The organism is Roseateles sp. 22389, assembly GCF_052044995.1.
Lineage (GTDB): Bacteria > Pseudomonadota > Gammaproteobacteria > Burkholderiales > Burkholderiaceae_C > Roseateles.
This window is the reverse complement of the sequence record NZ_JBQEOF010000028.1, coordinates 38,071-55,378: the sequence shown is the minus strand read 5'-3', so window position 1 is coordinate 55,378 and position 17,308 is coordinate 38,071. Positions and strand designations below refer to the sequence as shown.

Here is a 17,308-nt window from a genome sequence, read left to right as displayed (position 1 = left end):
ACCCTCACCCCTACCCTCTCCCGCAAGCGGGAGAGGGAGTTGGCGGCAGCGAGAGAAAGCGACCGGGAGTGAGGGTGGGCAGAGTGAGCGGAAGAAGCGAGAAGAAGCGAGAGGCAGTGAGAGCGAATGAAGTGAAAGAGAAAAAAGGGAGCGAAAAGGCGCGCAGGCGCAGCAGGGCGCGTCATGTCATCCATGCCGCTACCGGGCGCGCCAGCGCTGCGTGCGCTGCACCAGCAGGTGGCCGGCCAGGCCGATGACGCCGCGCCCGATCGCCGCCGTCGCGAACAGCAGCGTCGCCATCGCCGCGGCTGGCGCGGTATCGCCGGCATCGTCCATGGCCAGCACCGCGACCGCCGCCAGCGCCGTGTCGGGCGAGTACAGGAACACCACCGCCGACACCGTCGTCAACGCGCTCACGAAGAAGTAGCCCGCCACCTGCACCAGCGTCGGGATCGCGATGGGCAGGTGCACGCGCACCAGATGGGTCCAGAACGGCAGCCCCAGCGACTCGGCCACGCGCTCGTACTCGGGGTCGAGCTGGCGCAGCGCGCCCAGCTGCGTCAAGTGCGCCACCGAGTAGTAGTGCGCCACCGTGCACAGCACCAGGATGCCCAGCCCGCCATACCAGCCGCGCAGCGGATTCCACGGCGCGTTGAAGAACAGGATGTAGCCCAGCCCCAGCGCCAGTCCCGGCACCGCCATCGGCAGCGTCGCCATCGCGTTGATCAGCCCGCGCGCGGCGCGATGCCCGCGCGGCTTGTCCACCAGCCAAGCCACCGCGAAGCTCATCACCGTGCCCGCCGCCGCCGTCCACAGCGCCATGCGCAGCGAGTTCCAATAGCTGGCCCAGCCGCCGCCATCGCTCATGTCGAACTGGTAATGCGACAGCGTCGGCGCGAGCTGGTACGGCCAGTACTGCGCGAAGGACGCATACACGGCGACGCCGAACACACCCACCAGCGCCGCGGCGACGACCGCGCAATACAGCAGCGCGGCCAGGTCCCGCGGCGCATGCGGCGTGGGGACGTGCGGCACCGCGCGCAGGCTCAGCACCGCCCGCTGGCGGGCGCGCAGGCGCTGCTCCAGCGCGAAGGCGCCCAGCGCCGGCAGCAGCAGGAGCAGCGCCACCACGGCGCCGCGGTCCAGGCGCTGCTGGCCGACCACTTCCTTGTAGATGTCGGTGGCCAGCATCGGCGTCTGCCCGCCGACCACCTTGGGCACACCGAAGTCGGTCAGCACCAGCACGAACACGACCACCAGCGAGATCAGCAGCCCGTAGCGGCTGGCCGGCAGCGTCACGGTGCGGAACACGCGCCAGCCGCCCGCGCCCAGGCAGCGCGCGGCCTCCAGGGTCCGGGCGTCGTTCGCGGACAGCGTCGTGACCAGGATCAGCATCGCGTGCGGGAAGGTCCACAGCACCGACCCCATCACGATGCCGGCCGGCCCGTAGATGCCGTCCACGCCGACCGCGTGCAGCACGCCCTTCAACAGGCCCTGATTGCCGAAGGCATAGACCAGCCCGATGGCCGCCAGCAGCGACGGCGCCAGCAGCGGCAGCAGCGCCAGCGCGCGCCACACTGCCCGCGCCGGCAGCGCGGTGTGCGTCAGCGCCCAGGCGTAGCCGTAGGCCAGCACGATGCAGACCAGCGCCGACACCGCCGACAGCGCGACGCTGTGCCACAGCGCGCTCCAGCGACCGGTCGAGAAGTACGCGGCGAAGTGCGCGCCGCCGACGAAGCGCCCCTGCCCGTCCAGCACGCTCTGCGCCAGCAGCGACACCAGCGGCAGCAGGATGATCAGCGTCAGCACGACCAGCGCCGCGGCCAGCAGCCCGCGCAGCGCCCAGGCCTCGACGGGCCAGCGCCGAGCGGGACGCTCGTGCGCCGCGCGCGGGATCGCCGTCCCTGGCTCGCTCGCCCGCACGCGCGCCGGACCGCCGCTCACGCGACCCTCCGCATCGACAGCGGCGCGTCGAAGAGCTGGATCGCCGCGGCCGCCAGGCGCAGTCCGCGGACCTCGCCCTCCCGCAGGCCCGCGGCCTCGGCGCTGGGCAGCTCGACGCTCAAGGCCCCGCCGAGCGCGTCGCTGCGCAGCAGCACCTGCGTCACCGCGCCCTGGAACTGGAGCGCGTCGACGCGCGCGCGCAGCATCGCACCCGCGCCGTCGAGCAGCTGCACCGCCTCAGGCCGGATGCCCAGCCGCACCACGCTGCCGGTCTTGTAGACGCGCGTGTCGCAGTCGACCAGCGTGGTGCCCACGCGCACCCGGCCCTCGGCCACCACCTGCCCCTCCATCCAGTTCATGCGCCCGATGAAGCCGGCCACCAACGCGCTGGCCGGCTGCTCGTAGAGCTCGCGCGGCGCGCCCTGCTGCGCGATCTGTCCGCGGGCGAGCAGCACCACGCGATCGGACATCGCCAGCGCCTCGTCCTGGTCATGGGTGACCATCAGCGTCGTGATGCCCAGGCGCTGCTGCAGCGCGCGGATCTCGGCGCGCAGCTCCTGCCGCACCTGCGCGTCCAGCGCCGACAGCGGCTCATCCAGCAGCAGCAGCCGCGGTCGCGGCGCCAGCGCGCGCGCCAGCGCGACCCGCTGCTGCTGGCCGCCGGAGAGCTGCGAGGGAAACTTGCCGGCCTGCTCCGGCAGGCCCACCAGCGCCAGCATCTCCGCGGCGCGCTCGGCCGCTTCGCGGCGCGGCAGGCCGCTCAGTCCATAGCGGACGTTCTCCATCGCCGTCATGTTGGGGAACAGCGCGTAGGACTGGAACACGACGCCGAAACGGCGCTGCGATGCCGGCCAGGCGGTGATGTCCTGTCCCTGCATCAGCACCTGCCCGAGCTCGGGCGTCTCGATGCCGCAGACGATGCGCAGCAGCGTGGTCTTGCCGCAGCCCGACGGGCCGAGCAGCGAGACGAACTCGCCGGCGCGCAGGTCCAGGTCGATGTCCTGCAGCACCGTCTGGGAGCCGAAACGCTTGGTGATCTGGCGCAGGTGCAGCATGGCTCGTCCGTGGTCCGTCATCCGTGGTGCCTGTCGGCCGGTGGCCCGGGCCGGATCACTTCTTCTCGGCCTTGGCCTCGTAGCGGCGCGACCACTCGGCCAGGATGCGATCCCGGTTGGCGGCGGCCCAGCCGAAGTCGTTCTTCGCCAGCAGCTTGTCGAGGTCGGACGGCACGTACTCCAGCTGCTCCTGCACCGACGGCAGCGCCAGCACGGCGAAGTTCTTCGCGTACAGCTCATTGGCCTTGCGGGTCACCGCCCAGTCGGCCAGCGCCCGGGCGGCCTCGGGCTTGCGGGTCGACTTCATGATCGCGGTGGCCTCGACATCCCAGCCCAGGCCCTCCTTCGGGAAGACGATGTCGATGGGCGCGCCTTCCTTCTTCGTCTTGTTGGCGCGGTACTCGAAGGACAGGCCCACCGGGAACTCGCCGGCGCCGGCCTGGCGACAGGGCTTGGAGCCGCTGTGGGTGTAGACGCCGATGTTCTGGTGCAGCGCGTCCATGAAGGCCCAGCCCTTGGCCTCGCCCATCATCTGCAGCCAGGCCGAGACCATCAGATAGCCGGTGCCGCTGGAGGCGGGATGCGGCATCGTCAGCAGGCCCTTGTAGACGGGCTGGGTGAGGTCGCTCCAGGCGGCGGGCCGCGGCAGGTTGCGCCTGGCCGCCTCGGCGGTGTTGAAGCAGACCGCGGACGACCACAGGTCCATGCCGACCCAGGTCGGCTGCGGCCGCGGGTCGCGCATGGTGGGACGCACCTGCTCGAGGCCCTTGGGCGCGTAGGCCGCCAGCATGCCTTCCTTGTCCAGCAGCATCAGCGAGGTCGCGGCCAGTCCCCAGACGACGTCGGCCTGCGGATTGGCCTTCTCGGCCAGCAGGCGCGCGGTGACGATGCCGGTGGACTCGCGCACGAACTTCAGCTCGATGGCCGGGTGGTCCTGCTCGAAGGCGGTCTTGTAGGCCTTGATCTGGTCGGCTTCGAGCGCGCTGTAGACCAGCAGTTCGGTCCTGCCCTGGGCGTGGGCCTCGGGGCTGGTCAGCGCGGCGATCACCGCCAGGCTCAGCGCGGCGGCGGTGTGGACGAGGGTCGAGAAGGACTTGAGACGCATGGGCGCTCCATGGGGGGATGCGGCACCCCGGTCGGGGTGATCGATGGGCGACACTGTAGGAATGGCATATGTCATTGACGCGTCAAACGGCCCAAGTTCCCGAAAGCCGGTATTGGCGGATTTGGGGTCGCCGTCATGCTGGTGAACCAGCTCAAGGCCTTCTTCGCGGTGGCGCGGCTGGGATCGATCACCGGCGCGGCGCGGCAGCTGGGGCTGTCGCAACCGACGGTGACGACGCAGGTCCGGGCGCTGGAGGAGCAGTACGGGGTGGAGCTCTTCCACCGCGGCGGCGGCCGGCTGACGCTGAGCGAGGCCGGCCGGCGGCTGATGCCGCAGGTGGACGCGCTGCTGCAGCAGGAACTGGACATCGAATTCGCGCTGCGCAACTCGGCCGAGCTGCAGGGCGGGACGCTGCGCCTGGGCGCGACGGCGCCCTACTACACGCTGACGCTGGTGCAGCGCTTCAAGGTCCGCCATCCGCGGGTGGAGCTGAGCGTGTCGGCCGGCAATTCGCGGCAGATGGTGGATGCGCTGCTCGCCTACCAGGTGGACCTGGCGACCTCCAGCCATCTGGAGGACGACCCGCGGCTGCACCGGGTGGCGCTGGGGGCCGATCCGCTGGTGCTGCTGCTGCCGCGCGGGCATGCGCTGGCGCGGGCGACGGCGGTGCCGCCGGCGGCGCTGGGCGCGGAAACGCTGCTGATGCGGGAGCGCGGCTCGATGACGCGCGCGCTGACCGAGCAGGCGCTGGAGGCGGCGGGCGTGCGCCCGCGGGCGCAGATGGAGATCGCCAGCCGCGAGGCGCTGCGGGAGGCGGTGGTGCGCGGGCTGGGGGTCAGCATCTTCGCCGCGCACGAGACCGGGCGCGACCCGGAGCTGGTCGCCCTGCCCTTCGAGGCGCCGATGCCGATGGTGCGGGAGTACCTCTACTGCCTGCGCGAACGGCAGGGCGCGCGGCTCATCGAGGCGATGCTGGGCTGCGTCGAGGCCGGCGGCTGAGGCCGCCCGGCCTCATTGCCCTGTCGGCTGGCCGGCCTGCGCGGTGGGCGGCGCATCCTTCAGGTGCTTGGCGAGGAAGGTCTCGACGCGACGGGCGAAGTCGACCTGGTTGTCGGTGTTGCCAAAACCATGGGCCTCGCCACGGTAGGTCACCCACTCGGGTGGCCGCCCCGCCTTGACCAGCGCCTCGCGCATGCGTTCGCCATGCTCGATCGGGACGCGCACGTCGCGTTCTCCGTACACCAGCATCAACGGCGCGCGGATCCGGTCGGCCAATGTGATCGGCGAGTTCGCGCGAAGCATGTCGGCATCCTTGACCGGATCGCCCACCATGGTGGGCGCCATGAAGCTCCGGTAGGAGCTTCCCAGGTCATCGTCGACCCATCGGTCGCCCTTGACGAGCAGCATCAGGTCGCTGACGCCCAACCAGGCCAGCCCGCAGCGATACAGCGGGCCGTCCTTGGCCAGGCCCATCAGCGTGCTGTACCCGCCATAGCTGGCACCGGCGATGCAGGCGCGGTCGGACGCCAATTTCTGCTGGCGCGCCCAGACGAGCGCGTCCGCGACGTCGTCCTGCATCGCCTGCCCCCATTGGCGGAACCCGTCGCGATAGTGCTTGTCGCCGTAACCACGGCTGCCTCGGAACTCCGGCTCGATCACCAGATAACCCCGTGAAGCAAGGAACTGCGCCATGCCATTCCACTCCCAACTGCGCCCCTTGACGAAGGGCCCGCCGTGCACCAGCACGACCGCCGGCGCGGGCTTGCCCGGCGCCGTGCCCTGCGGCACGGTCAGCCAGACCGGGAGGTCGATGCCGTCGCGGGCCTTGATGCGATGCAATTCCTGGCTCGCCATCGTGCGCGGATCGACGTCCGGGCGCTGTCGCCCCACCGGCTGCCAGCGCTCGGCATCCGGCACCCCACCGCGATACACCCAATAGGAACCCGGCTCACGGTCGGAGAAATTGCGCACCAACGCCACCATGTCCGGCTTGCCGCAACGGGCGCATTGGATCTCATTGACACCCTCGGCGAAGCGCGCATCGACCTGCTTCTGGAACTCGCGCATGGCCGGGGCGAACCAGGCGGTCGCCTGCGCATCGGTTTCATAGCGCAAGCCGACCGTGCGCCCCGCATCGAGGATCACCGTCGCCTGCGCGTCGAAGCCGGGGGTGCTGAGCAGGGCACGGGGTTCCGGCTTGCCGGTCTGGAAGTCAAACCGCGTGACCACGTCATAGCGCTGCGGCCCGTCGAGGCGCCGCACGAACAGACGGCCCGCATCGTCGACGGCCGTGGGCACGAAGGGCAGCCCCAGCAGGTCGCCACGAGTGATCTCGGTCCAGGTCTTCTGGTCGGGACCACGCCAATAGGCCACGCGCACGCCATCCTGCTCGGTCACCACCACGCGCGCTTCCCCGTGGCTGTCGAAAAGGAAACTCACCGCGCCACGCGGTTCGTCGAAACTGGCCGGCACGGCTCGGCCGGTATCGATGTTGAGCCAGAACGGCGTGTAAGCCGCCCGGTTGTTGGAGCGGTTGATGCCGAACTTGCCCACCAGCACCCGATTGCCCGGCTCTCCCTCATGGGGAAATGGCACGTCGAGCAGGCGATGGTTCCAGGTCAACGCCCCGCCGAAGGCCTTGCGCTCCGTTTCCGCCTCATGTTCGCGCTGGATCAATTGACGCGCGCCGGTGCCGTCCGCGGCCACCGAATAAAGACCCACGGCTTGGTAGTGCGTGCCTGAGGCGATGCGGCGGTCGGTGGCCGAGAAGACCAGCTTGTCGTCGTTGACCCACTGGAAGGAGCCCACATCCTCGTTGGCGAACTGCACCACTCGTCGGGCCTCGATCCTGGGGCCGAGTTCGAAGACGTACAGCCCCACGCGCAGGCCAGCCGCGCCGGGCGCCGCGACGGCGAGCCGTTTCCCGTTCGGCGACAGGCGGGCCTCATGCAGCGTGGCGTCCTTGAAGAAGACCTCGGGCGGCACAGAGCTCGGCGCGGACGCGGATTGGGCCAGCGCGGCCCCTTGCAGCCCGACCATGGCGAGCGCGAACGACAGCGCGCGGCGGCGCAGGGAAGACATCGGTGTCATCGGCGGGTTCCTCTCCTGATCCACGTGCCGAGCGAGCGGCCGAGGTGGTCTTGTTGTGCTTGTCGGCGCGGGATGCTATCGCCCGCAGCGCTCAGCCGGGCTGCGGGAAGTCCCGCAAGCACCGATCCCCTTGAAGGGGGATTCCCACCGCGATACTCCTGCTCCCTGCCAGCCGCGCGGAGCGACATTCATAGGCCCGCTGCACGACCTCCCCTCATCCGCAATCGCCCATGCAAGACACCTGGTGGCAATCGCTCGTCCAATGGACGCTCTGGGGCGCCGCAATGGCGCTCGTCATGGGCTGGGTCGGTCGCAACCGGCTGAAGCCCCGTCCCGAGGCTGAGGCGCAGTTGCTGCGCCATCCGATCAGCACGCTGGTGATCGGCGTCATCGGCGCGGTGTTCTTCTTCGGGCTCGCGATCATCTCCAACACCGTCGGCAAGAACCCCACCGCGACCGTCTGGACCACGCTCTGCTTCATCAGCCTCGGGCTGATGTCGGCGCCGATGATCCTGGACTACATCTACGGCCGCCACCAGGTGTCGGAGGACGCCATCGCCTATGGCCGCCTGCTGGGCCGGCGCGGCGTCATGCGCTGGGCGGACGTCCGGCGGATCCGCTTCTCGCCGGGCATGAAATGGTTCGTGCTGGAAGACCACCAGCGCACCCGCGTGCGCGTCTCGGCGATGCTGATGGGCCTGCCGGAGTTCGCGCGGCTCGCGCTGGCGGGGGTGCCGCCCGAGGCCCTCGACGATCGCACCCGCACGCTGCTCACCGAGACCAGCCTGGGTCGGCCACCGCGGGTCTGGGGCTGAGCCCGGCTTCTGGCGGACCCTGGCGGCCCAAGGCGGACCCTGGCGGCCCGCGCTGGCCGCGACGCCCCACCGCCCCGCTGGCCGCGGGGCGTCGCGCTTCAGGCGTCGAACCCCGGGCATTGCCGATGCGCCTGCCGCAGCAGCGTCGGCCAGACGAAGGCACCGCCCAGGCCGCCGGTCTGCACCCGCATCGACTCGGCCGTGCCGCGGATGATCGCGTCGTCGACCGACGTGAGCGCCGCGCCGCCGGACTGCGCGGCGATCTGGATCTGGCAGGCGCTCTCGAAGGTGTACATCGACAGGAAGGCGTCGCCGATGGTCCTGCCCACGGTCAGCAGGCCGTGGTTGCGCAGGCAGTAGAAGATCTTGTCGCCGAGGTCGCGCTGCAAGCGCGGCTGCTCGTCCGGACGGATCGCGACGCCCTCGTAGTCGTGGTACGCCAGCGAGGCCAGCACGAAGGTCGACTGCTGCGAGATCGGCAGCACGCCGTCCTTCTGCGCCGACACCGCCACGCCGGCCCGCGTGTGCGTGTGCAGCACGCAACCCACGTCCGGCCGCGCCGCATGGATGGCCGAATGGATGATGAAGCCGGCCTGGTTCACCGGAAACGGCGTCTCCTGCAGCTTGTTGCCGAGCGCGTCGACCTTGATCAGGCTGGAGGCCGTGATCTCGTCGAACATCAGGCCGTAGGGGTTGATCAGGAACTCATGCGCGTCGCCGGGCAGCCGCGCGCTGATGTGCGTGAAGATCAGGTCGCTCCAGCCGTAGCGCGCCACCAGCCGGTAGCAGGCGGCCAGGTCCACGCGCAGCTGCCATTCGGCGTCGCTGACCTGACCCTTGAGCGATGGGATCCGGGCGGTGATGTCGTCCATGAACGCGTCTCCTGGTCGCGCCCGGCCTTTCCTCGGGCCGGGTCCGCGGCGGATCGTCCTCCCGGAGCGCCACCGCGGCTGTCGCGTTCAGGACATCGTCATTGAGCAAGGTACTTCAGCAAGCCAGACCAGAAGTTGATCTTGCTTCCGAACACCAGCACGACAAGGAAGACGGAAATGCCCGCGGCGATCAGGTTGGCAATGACGTTGGACCACACGCCGGACCAGAAGCCGAGCGTGCGTTCGATCCGCCTCAGCCGCCTCAGATGATCGGCCTCAGCGTCCGCCAGCGCGTCCGACAGCGACTCCTCGGCCATATCCTCGAGCATGATTTCCGCGCGCGTGCGGTACGTGTCGATCTGCGATGGCAGATTCATGCTCAGCACAAAGCCGTGCACATCCACCTGCGGATGCGCCTTCATGAATTCCACCTTGTCCGCCTTGTAGAGCGCGTACGCAATCAGGCCTGCAAGGTCCCTGGGGTTCTGAACGAAGGACTGGAATGTCTGGTGCAGCATCAGACGATGACCTTGGCTTTCGCCAACCATCGCTCAAGTGCATTGTTCGCGGCCCTGACGATGTCCTCCCGGCTGGGAAGTACGGCGCGCACCGCAGGCGACGGCTCGTGGTCACGCTCACGCGTCATGAGACGCTTGTTCGCGCGCCGGATCGTGTGCACGGTGATGTACTTGCGGGCAGCCGAGGACTTCATGGGAAGCGACCCTACAGCCGTGAGGCCATGGGGCTAATTGGCAATGATCGAACGGCGACGGACCTGCGATGCGGCGCATGAGCCGGCGAACAGGAACGAATGGTCGGCAGCATTGCACTGCCGGAGATCTCGATCAATGACCCGTATCAGTGACGAGCCCCGCGGGAAGCATGCTCCGGCGGGGCAGGTCGTTCAGAACGCCGCAATCCCCGTCTGCGCCCGTCCCAGGATCAACGCGTGGATGTCATGCGTGCCCTCGTAGGTGTTGACCACCTCGAGATTGACCAGGTGGCGCGCGATGCCGAACTCGTCGCTGATGCCGTTGCCGCCCAGCATGTCCCGCGCGGTGCGCGCGATCTCCAGCGACTTGCCGCAGCTGTTGCGCTTCATGATCGACGTGATCTCCACCGCCGCCGTGCCCTCGTCCTTCATGCGCCCCAGCCGCAGGCAGCCCTGCAGGCCCAGCGTGATCTCGGTCTGCATGTCGGCCAGCTTCTTCTGCACCAGCTGGTTGGCGGCCAGCGGCTTGCCGAATTGCTTGCGGTCCATCGTGTACTGCCGCGCGGTGTGCCAGCAGGCCTCGGCCGCGCCCAGCGCGCCCCAGGCGATGCCGTAGCGGGCGCTGTTCAGGCAGGTGAACGGGCCCTTCAGGCCGCGCACCTCGGGGAAGGCGTTCTCCTCGGGGCAGAACACCTCGTCCATCACGATCTCGCCGGTGATGGACGCGCGCAGTCCCACCTTGCCGTGGATCGCCGGCGCGCTCAGGCCCTTCCAGCCCTTCTCCAGCACGAAGCCGCGGATCTGGCCGCCGTCGTCCTTGGCCCAGACGACGAACACGTCCGCGATCGGGCTGTTGGTGATCCACATCTTGCTGCCGCTGAGCGAGTAGCCGCCCTCGACCTTGCGCGCCCGCGTGATCATCGACCCCGGGTCCGAGCCGTGGTTCGGCTCGGTCAGTCCGAAGCAACCGATCCACTCGCCGCTGGCCAGCTTGGGCAGGTACTTGCGCTGGGTCGCCTCGTTGCCGAACTCGTGGATCGGCACCATCACCAGCGAGCTCTGCACGCTCATCATCGAGCGGTAGCCGCTGTCCACGCGCTCGACCTCGCGCGCGATCAGGCCGTAGCAGACATAGTTCAGCCCGGCGCCGCCGTACTCCTCCGGAATCGTCGGCCCCAGCAGGCCCAGTTCGCCCATCTCGCGGAAGATCGCCGCGTCGGTCTTCTCATGCCGGAAGGCCTCCAGCACCCGCGGCACCAGCCGGTCCTGGCAGTAGGCCCGCGCCGCGTCGCGCACGGCGCGCTCGTCGTCGCTCAGCTGCTGCTCCAGCAGCAGCGGATCGTCCCAGTGGAATGCGGCCTTCGCGGCCTTGGATGCTTGGCTCATGATGTCTCTTCCGTTCCTGTTGATGTGACTGCGTCTCTCGGGACGCGGCGCAGGCTGGGACCGATCCTAGTCCCGCGCCGGCACCACCGCCGTCACCTCGATTTCAACCTTCGCACGATCCTCGATCAGCCCCGCCACCTGCACGGCGGTCATCGCGATGCCGTACTCGCTGCCCAGCACCTCGCGGTAGGCCCGCCCGACCTCGCGGCCGCGCGCGACGTACTCGCGCTTGTCGACCAGGTACCAGGTCATCCGCGCAATGTGCCTGGGCTCGGCCCCGGCCTCGGCCAGCACCGCCTTGATGTTGATCAAGGCCTGCCGCACCTGGTCGACGAAATCGTCGCTCTCGAACTGGCACTGCCCGTTCCAGCCGATCTGGCCGGCGACGAAGACCTGCGTGCCGACCGCGGCCACGCCATTGGCATAACCGCGCGGCGCGGCCCAGGCCGCCGGCTGCAGCAGGCGCTTGGCGGCGGGGGTGTTCTTCTCGTTCTCGTGGCTCATCGTCGTGACTCCTCTACTGCTCGGACGATTGATGGGATTGCTGCGCCTGGACCGCCCGCACCAGCGCGGCGCGGACGTCCTCGGGAAAGGGCTGGGACTGATGCGTCTCCAGCGAGGTGCACACCAGCACCTGGCCGAAGCTCACGCGCGCGCCGTCGGCGCCGTCGAAGCGCACCCGCAGCGACAGCGAGCTGCGCCCCACCCGCTCGATCCACAGCCGCTGCGTGAGCCGGTCGCCCTGGCGGCTGATGCGCTCGAAATTGGTCTGCAGCTGCACCGTGGGCAGGCCGATGCGACGCGGGCCCAGCAACTCGGCGTACGACACGCCCAGGCCCTCGTTGAACCAGTCCTCGACGAAGGCGTTCAGCAGCTCGTAATAGCGCGGGAAGAACACGATGCCGGCCGGGTCGCAATGACCGAAGCGGACCAGCACCTCACGCTCGAAGGCGGCATTCGTCACATCGTCCTCCTCAGACGCCCAGATGGCGGTGCCACACGCCGTGATCGGCCGCCAGCGCCGCGGAGTCGCCGCGCCAGACGACCTGGCCGCGCTCCACGATGCTGTGCCGGTCGGCGAGGCGGATCAGCCGCTTCACATACTTGTCGACCACCAGGATGGTCTGGCCCGCCTGGCGCAGCGTGTCCAGGCAGCGCCAGATGTCCTCGCGGATCAGCGGCGCCAGGCCCTCGGTGGCCTCGTCTAGCACCAGCAGCCGCGGGTTGGTGACCAGCGCGCGGCCGATGGCGAGCATCTGCTGCTCGCCGCCGGACAGCTGCTGGCCGAGGTTGGCCGCGCGCTCCCGCAGCCGCGGGAACAGCGCGAAGACCCGCTCGACGCTCCACGGCTCGGCCGCGCGGCAGCGGTTGGCCTCGAAAGCCCGCAGGTGCTCCAGCACGCTGAGGTTGGGGAAGACCTGGCGCCCCTCGGGCACGATGGCCAGGCCCAGCCGCGCGACGCGGTCGGCGCGCCAGCCGGTCACGTCCTCACCGGCGAAGCGGATGCGTCCGCCGCTCGGCGCCAGCCAGCCGGTCAGGCAACGCAGCGTCGTGCTCTTGCCCATGCCGTTGCGGCCCAGCAGCGTCGCGACCTCGCCCGGCGCGATGCGCAGGTCGACGCCGAACAGCACCTGGCTGCCACCGTAGCCGGCGCGCAGGCCCTCGATCTCGAGCAGCGCGTCGCTCATGCGCCCTCCTTCGCCGGGTGGCTCCGGGCCGACGGGCCGGCCGCGCCCGCCGCATCCATCGCGTCCGCCCGGTCCGCGTCATCCGCCTCGTCGCCGAGGTAGGCCTGCCGGACCGCCGCGTCGTTGCGGATCTCGTCCGGCGTGCCGGTGGCGATGACGCGCCCGCTCACCAGCACCGACACGCGGTCGGCGAGCCGGAAGACCGCGTCCATGTCGTGCTCGACCAGCAGGAGCGTCAGCCGCTGCGCCTTCAGCGCCGACAGCAGCTCGACCATGCGCGCCGACTCGTCCGGCCCCATGCCCGCCATCGGCTCGTCCAGCAGCAGCAGCCGCGGCCGCGCCGCCAGCGCGAGCGCGAGTTCCAGCTGGCGCTGCTCGCCATGCGCCAGCGTGCCCGCGACGCGGTCGGCCATCGCCGTCAGGCCCACCAGCGCCAGCATCGCCTCGGCATCGGCATAAGCGGCCTCGTCCGCGCGCGCCGGTCGCCACCACGAGGGCGCCGCCGGCCGCCGCGCGAGCACCGCCAGCACCACGTTGTCCAGCACGGTGAAGCGCCGGTAGATGCTGGTGATCTGGAACGAGCGCACCAGGCCGCCGCGCACGCGCTGCGGCATCGACAGCGCGGTGACGTCCTCGCCGTCGAAGAACAGGCCGCCGCCATCGGGCGCCAGCGCGCCGGAGATCTGGTGGATCAGCGTCGTCTTGCCGGCCCCGTTCGGGCCGATCAGCGCATGGGTCTCGCCGGCGCGCACCTCGAGGCTGGCCTCGTCGGTCGCGGTCAGCGCGCCGAAGCGCTTCACCAGCCGATGCACCTGCAGCAGCGCGAGCTCGGGCAAGCGCGACGACGCCGCCCTCGACAGGTCGTGCAGAGCCTCAGGCATGCACGGCCTCCTTGGACTTGGCGCTCCAGCGCCCGACCAGCCCGGTGAGCCCGCGCGGAGCGAACAGCACGACCACCAGCAGGATCGCACCGAGCGCGAACTGCCAGTGGATCGTGACGCCGGACAGCAGTTCCTCGAGCAGCAGGAAGGCGGCCGCGCCCAGCGGTCCGCCCCACAGCGCGCCGGCGCCGCCCAGGATCACCATCACCATCAGCTGGCCCGACTGCGACCAGTGCATCAGGTGCGGCGACACCAGGCCGTTCAGGTTGGCCAGCAGCGCGCCGGCCAGGCCCGCGATCGCACCGGCGACGACAAAGGCGGTCCACTGCACCGCGAAGACCCGGCCGCCGGTCGCGGCGACGCGGGTCTCGTTCTCCCGCGCCGCCTGCAGCAGCCAGCCCAGCGGCGAATTGACCAGCCGGCGCAGGCCCGCGAACACCAGCGCGAAGATGGCCAGCGCGACCCAGTAGAACGAGGCATCGTCGGCGAGGCTGAGCGGCAGGCCGGACAGGGTCGAGCGCGCCGTCAGCGGCAGGCCGTCGTCGCCGCCGTAGGCCTTCAGCGAGACCGCCAGGTAATGGAACATCTGCGCGAAGGCCAGTGTGATCATGATGAAGTACACGCCGCGCGTGCGCAGGCTGATGGCGCCGATCACCGCCGCCGCGACGCCCGACACGACCATCGCGGCCGGCCATGCGATCCAGGCCGAGCCGATGCCCGCGTCCGCGAGCACGCCGACGGTGTAGGCGCCCAGCCCGACGAAGGCCGCGTGGCCGAAGCTCACCAGCCCGCCGAAGCCCAGGATCAGGTTCAGGCTCGCCGCGGCGATCGCGAAGATCAGCACCCGCGTCGCGACCACCGTGTAGAACTCCAAGCCCAGCGCCTGCAGCAGCGGCGGCAAGGCCGCCAGCGCCACCAGCAGCGCCCAGGCCCAGGGGCCCAGGGCGCGATGGTGCAGCAGCGTGTGGCGGGTCGTCACGGCCTCGGTGATCGGCTCGGTGATCGGCTCTGTCATGGGCTCAGCCTCTCGCGGGGAACAGGCCGCGCGGTTTCCAGAACAGCACCGCCGCCATCAGCAGGTAGATCAGGATCGACGCCAGCGCCGGTCCGAGGTTGGACGCCACCTCCGGCGACGCCACCTGCCGCAGCACCGCGGGCAGCAGCGTGCGCGAGCCGGTGTCCACCAGCCCCACCAGCAGCGCGCCGACCAGCGCGCCGCGGATCGAGCCGATGCCGCCGATCACGATCACGACGAACGCCAGGATCAGGATGCTCTCGCCCATGCCCACCTGCACCGCCAGCAAGGGGCCCAGCAGCGAGCCCGCCAGCGCGCACAGCGCCGCGCCGACGCCGAAGACCGCGGTGAACAGCCGGTCCGCGGGCACGCCCATTGCGGTGGTCATCGCGCGGTTGGAGGCGCCGGCCCGCACCCACATGCCCCAGCGCGTGCGCGTGACCAGCAGGTACAGCGCCAGCGCCACCACCAGCCCCACGCCGATGATGAGCAGCCGGTAGGCGGGATACATCAGCCCGGGCAGCAGCTCGACCGGACCGGAAAGCGCGGCCGGCGTGTTCAGCATCAGCGGCTGCTCGCCCCAGATCATGCGCACGCCTTCGTTGAGCATCAGGATCAGCGCGAAGGTCGCCAGCACCTGGCTCAGGTGGTCGCGCTGGTAGAGCCGGCGCAGCAGCGTCACCTCCAGCGCCATGCCCAGGAGCGCGGTGCCCGCGATCGCCGCGAGCACGGCGATGCCGAAGGACGCGCCCGCCGCCATCGCCGCCGCGGCCAGGTAGGCGCCGACCATGTACAGCGAGCCGTGCGCCAGGTTGATCAGGTCCATGATGCCGAAGACCAGCGTCAGGCCGGCCGCCAGCAGGAACAGCATCAGCCCGAACTGCAGGCCGTTGAGGGCCTGCTCGGCGACGAGGATGAGGTCCATCGATGCGCGCCCGCGGCCTTCACTTCATCTTGCACAGCGGCGCGTAGGCGTCGGCGTGCTGTTCGAAGATCTTGCCCAGCGTCCGGTTGGTCACGCGGCCCTGCGGGTCCTTGGTGATCACGCGCAGGTAGTAGTCCTGCACCGGGTACTGGTTGTGGTTGAAGCGGAGGGGGCCGCGCACCGAGTCGAACTTCGCCGCCTTCAGCGCCTTGAGCAGCGCGGGCCGGTCCTCGACCTTGCCCTTCACGTCGCGCACCGCCGCGCCGATCAGCTGCGCCGCGTCGTAGCCCTGGCTCGCGTACAGCGAGGGCAACCGGCCGTAGGCCTTGACGAAGTCGGCGACGAAGCGCTTGTTGGCCGGGTTGTCCAGGTCATGCGCCCAGTGCGAGCTGTTGAACATGCCCAGCATCGGCTCGCCGACCGCCTTGATGACGTCCTCGTCCGCGGAGAAGCCCGGCCCGAACAGCGTGATGTCCTTGGACAGCCCCGCGCCGACGAACTGCTTGATGAAGTTGATGCCCATGCCACCGGGCAGGAAGATGTACATCGCATCGGGCTTGGCGGCGCGCGCTTGCGCGAGTTCCGCGGCGTAGTCCAGCTGGCCCAGCTTGGTGTAGATCTCGTCGGCCACCGCGCCCTTGTAGTAGCGCTTGAAGCCGGCCACCGCGTCCTTGCCGGCGGGGTAGTTGGGCGCCAGCACCACGACCTTCTTGAAGCCCTTGTCCATCACCGTCTTGCCGACGGCCTCGTGCAGGTTGTCGTTCTGCCAGGCGACGTTGAAGAAGTAGCGGTTGCACTGCTCGCCGGCGTACTGCGAGGGCCCGGCGTTGGCGCTGACATAGGGCACCTGCGCCGCGAAGACGCTGGGGCCGACGGCCAGCATCACGTTGGAGAACACGATGCCGGTCATCACGTCGACCTTGTCGCGCTTGAGCAGCCGCTCGGCCGACTGCTTGGCGACCTCGGGGTTCTGCTGGTCATCGGCGGTGAGGACTTCGACCGGCAGGCCGCCCAGCTTGCCGCCGCCCTGCTGGACCGCGAGCGCGAAACCATCGCGGATGTCGACGCCCAGGCCGGCGCCGGGCCCCGACAGCGTGCTCAGCATGCCGACCTTGAGCTTGTCGGCGGCCTGCGCCGGCGCCGCCAGCGCGAGCACCGCGCCCATGGCGGCGATCGCGGCGAGCGCGCACTGGACAACGGTGGACTCGTACTGCGGCGACGGCTTCGTTTCGTTCGCGTTCATCGGACGCTCCAGAAAGGCCCCGTGAGGGGCGGGTCGGATGGTCACGCCGGTACGGCTGGGCGCGGTGGGGATCGCTGCGCGCGGCGTCATGCTTCGCGCAGCCGGAAGCGCTGCAGCTTGCCGGTCTCGGTCCGGGGCAGGCTGGCGCGGAACTCTATCGCACGGGGGTACTTGTACGGGGCGATCGTGGCCTTGACGAAGTCCTGCATCGCCTTGACCAGCGCGGCCTCGTCGTCGGCGCCGGCCGCGCCGGGCTTGAGCACGACGAAGGCCTTCACCAGCTGGCCGCGCTCCTCGTCCGGCACGCCGACCACCGCGCATTCGGCGACCGCCGGATGGGCCAGCAGCGCCGACTCCACCTCCGGCCCGGCGATGTTGTAGCCGCCGGAGATGATCATGTCGTCGGTGCGCGCCTGGTAGACGAAGTAGCCGCCGGCGTCGACGAGGTAGGCGTCGCCGGTCAGGTTCCAGCCGTGCCGCACGTACTGGGCCTGCCGGTCGTCGGCAAGGTAGCGGCAGCCGGTCGGACCCTGCACCGCGAGCTTGCCGACGATGCCCGCCGGCACGTCGCGTCCCG

The 17,308-nt window shown here is 70.2% G+C and carries 18 protein-coding genes; 2 read left to right on the top strand and 16 right to left on the bottom strand.

Features of this window, described 5'->3' with window-relative positions:
* Positions 1 to 198: 198 nt before the first annotated feature.
* The 3 genes from ACTJKJ_RS25720 to ACTJKJ_RS25710 are packed head-to-tail and all read right to left on the bottom strand — an operon-like array spanning position 199 to position 4,104.
* Positions 199 to 1,944 (bottom strand): putative 2-aminoethylphosphonate ABC transporter permease subunit, encoded by a 1,746-nt coding sequence (locus tag ACTJKJ_RS25720; protein WP_440823002.1) that lies wholly within the window; start codon positions 1,942 to 1,944, stop codon positions 199 to 201.
* Positions 1,941 to 2,999, bottom strand: coding sequence for an ABC transporter ATP-binding protein (locus ACTJKJ_RS25715; RefSeq protein ID WP_440823001.1), 1,059 nt, complete (start codon positions 2,997 to 2,999; stop codon positions 1,941 to 1,943). The genes ACTJKJ_RS25720 and ACTJKJ_RS25715 overlap by 4 nt, the downstream gene beginning before the upstream one ends.
* A 55-nt stretch (positions 3,000 to 3,054) precedes the next feature.
* Entirely contained in the window at positions 3,055 to 4,104 is a 1,050-nt protein-coding gene (locus ACTJKJ_RS25710; protein WP_440822999.1) for a putative 2-aminoethylphosphonate ABC transporter substrate-binding protein, read from the bottom strand.
* 135 nt (positions 4,105 to 4,239) lie between these two features.
* Between ACTJKJ_RS25710 and ACTJKJ_RS25705 the strand changes: the two genes are divergently transcribed.
* Entirely contained in the window at positions 4,240 to 5,103 is an 864-nt protein-coding gene (locus tag ACTJKJ_RS25705; protein WP_440822998.1) for a LysR substrate-binding domain-containing protein, read from the top strand.
* Between the two features lie 12 nt (positions 5,104 to 5,115).
* On the opposite strand, the gene ACTJKJ_RS25700 is transcribed toward ACTJKJ_RS25705, so the two are convergent.
* Complete coding sequence (locus ACTJKJ_RS25700; RefSeq protein ID WP_440822996.1) at positions 5,116 to 7,185, bottom strand: alpha/beta hydrolase family protein; 2,070 nt, start codon at positions 7,183 to 7,185, stop codon at positions 5,116 to 5,118.
* A 239-nt stretch (positions 7,186 to 7,424) separates the two neighbouring features.
* Here ACTJKJ_RS25700 and ACTJKJ_RS25695 point away from each other — a divergent pair, with 239 nt between their 5' ends.
* The gene (locus tag ACTJKJ_RS25695) at positions 7,425 to 8,009 is read left to right on the top strand and encodes a PH domain-containing protein (RefSeq protein WP_440822994.1); all 585 of its coding nucleotides are present in this window, start codon (positions 7,425 to 7,427) and stop codon (positions 8,007 to 8,009) included.
* 98 nt (positions 8,010 to 8,107) lie between these two features.
* On the opposite strand, the gene ACTJKJ_RS25690 is transcribed toward ACTJKJ_RS25695, so the two are convergent.
* The 12 genes from ACTJKJ_RS25690 to ACTJKJ_RS25635 all read right to left on the bottom strand — a co-directional run.
* Positions 8,108 to 8,881, bottom strand: a complete 774-nt coding sequence (locus ACTJKJ_RS25690; protein ID WP_297385795.1) for a class II aldolase/adducin family protein — start codon at positions 8,879 to 8,881, stop codon at positions 8,108 to 8,110.
* 98 nt (positions 8,882 to 8,979) lie between these two features.
* Complete coding sequence (locus tag ACTJKJ_RS25685; RefSeq protein WP_440822992.1) at positions 8,980 to 9,399, bottom strand: hypothetical protein; 420 nt, start codon at positions 9,397 to 9,399, stop codon at positions 8,980 to 8,982.
* Positions 9,399 to 9,593 (bottom strand): hypothetical protein, encoded by a 195-nt coding sequence (locus ACTJKJ_RS25680; protein ID WP_141225431.1) that lies wholly within the window; start codon positions 9,591 to 9,593, stop codon positions 9,399 to 9,401. The genes ACTJKJ_RS25685 and ACTJKJ_RS25680 overlap by 1 nt, the downstream gene beginning before the upstream one ends.
* Positions 9,594 to 9,785: 192 nt before the next feature.
* Positions 9,786 to 10,979 carry an acyl-CoA dehydrogenase gene (locus ACTJKJ_RS25675; RefSeq protein ID WP_440822989.1) on the bottom strand — a complete coding sequence of 398 codons (1,194 nt, stop codon included), beginning with the start codon at positions 10,977 to 10,979 and terminating at the stop codon, positions 9,786 to 9,788.
* Positions 10,980 to 11,045: 66 nt separating this feature from the next.
* Entirely contained in the window at positions 11,046 to 11,483 is a 438-nt protein-coding gene (locus ACTJKJ_RS25670; protein WP_440822987.1) for a RidA family protein, read from the bottom strand.
* Between the two features lie 13 nt (positions 11,484 to 11,496).
* On the bottom strand, positions 11,497 to 11,943 hold the full coding sequence (locus ACTJKJ_RS25665) for an acyl-CoA thioesterase (protein WP_147240686.1): 447 nt from the start codon (positions 11,941 to 11,943) through the stop codon (positions 11,497 to 11,499).
* Positions 11,944 to 11,953: 10 nt separating this feature from the next.
* The gene (locus ACTJKJ_RS25660; protein ID WP_440822985.1) at positions 11,954 to 12,667 is read right to left on the bottom strand and encodes an ABC transporter ATP-binding protein; all 714 of its coding nucleotides are present in this window, start codon (positions 12,665 to 12,667) and stop codon (positions 11,954 to 11,956) included.
* The gene (locus ACTJKJ_RS25655; RefSeq protein WP_440822983.1) at positions 12,664 to 13,548 is read right to left on the bottom strand and encodes an ABC transporter ATP-binding protein; all 885 of its coding nucleotides are present in this window, start codon (positions 13,546 to 13,548) and stop codon (positions 12,664 to 12,666) included. The genes ACTJKJ_RS25660 and ACTJKJ_RS25655 overlap by 4 nt, the downstream gene beginning before the upstream one ends.
* Positions 13,541 to 14,506 (bottom strand): branched-chain amino acid ABC transporter permease, encoded by a 966-nt coding sequence (locus ACTJKJ_RS25650; protein ID WP_440823007.1) that lies wholly within the window; start codon positions 14,504 to 14,506, stop codon positions 13,541 to 13,543. Before ACTJKJ_RS25650 ends, ACTJKJ_RS25655 begins: the two co-directional genes overlap by 8 nt.
* A gap of 61 nt (positions 14,507 to 14,567) precedes the next feature.
* Entirely contained in the window at positions 14,568 to 15,488 is a 921-nt protein-coding gene (locus ACTJKJ_RS25645) for a branched-chain amino acid ABC transporter permease (RefSeq protein ID WP_440822981.1), read from the bottom strand.
* 19 nt (positions 15,489 to 15,507) lie between these two features.
* The gene (locus ACTJKJ_RS25640) at positions 15,508 to 16,653 is read right to left on the bottom strand and encodes an ABC transporter substrate-binding protein (RefSeq protein ID WP_440823005.1); all 1,146 of its coding nucleotides are present in this window, start codon (positions 16,651 to 16,653) and stop codon (positions 15,508 to 15,510) included.
* Between the two features lie 164 nt (positions 16,654 to 16,817).
* The coding region (locus ACTJKJ_RS25635; RefSeq protein WP_440822979.1) for an AMP-binding enzyme at positions 16,818 to 17,308 on the bottom strand (491 nt) is incomplete at its 5' end.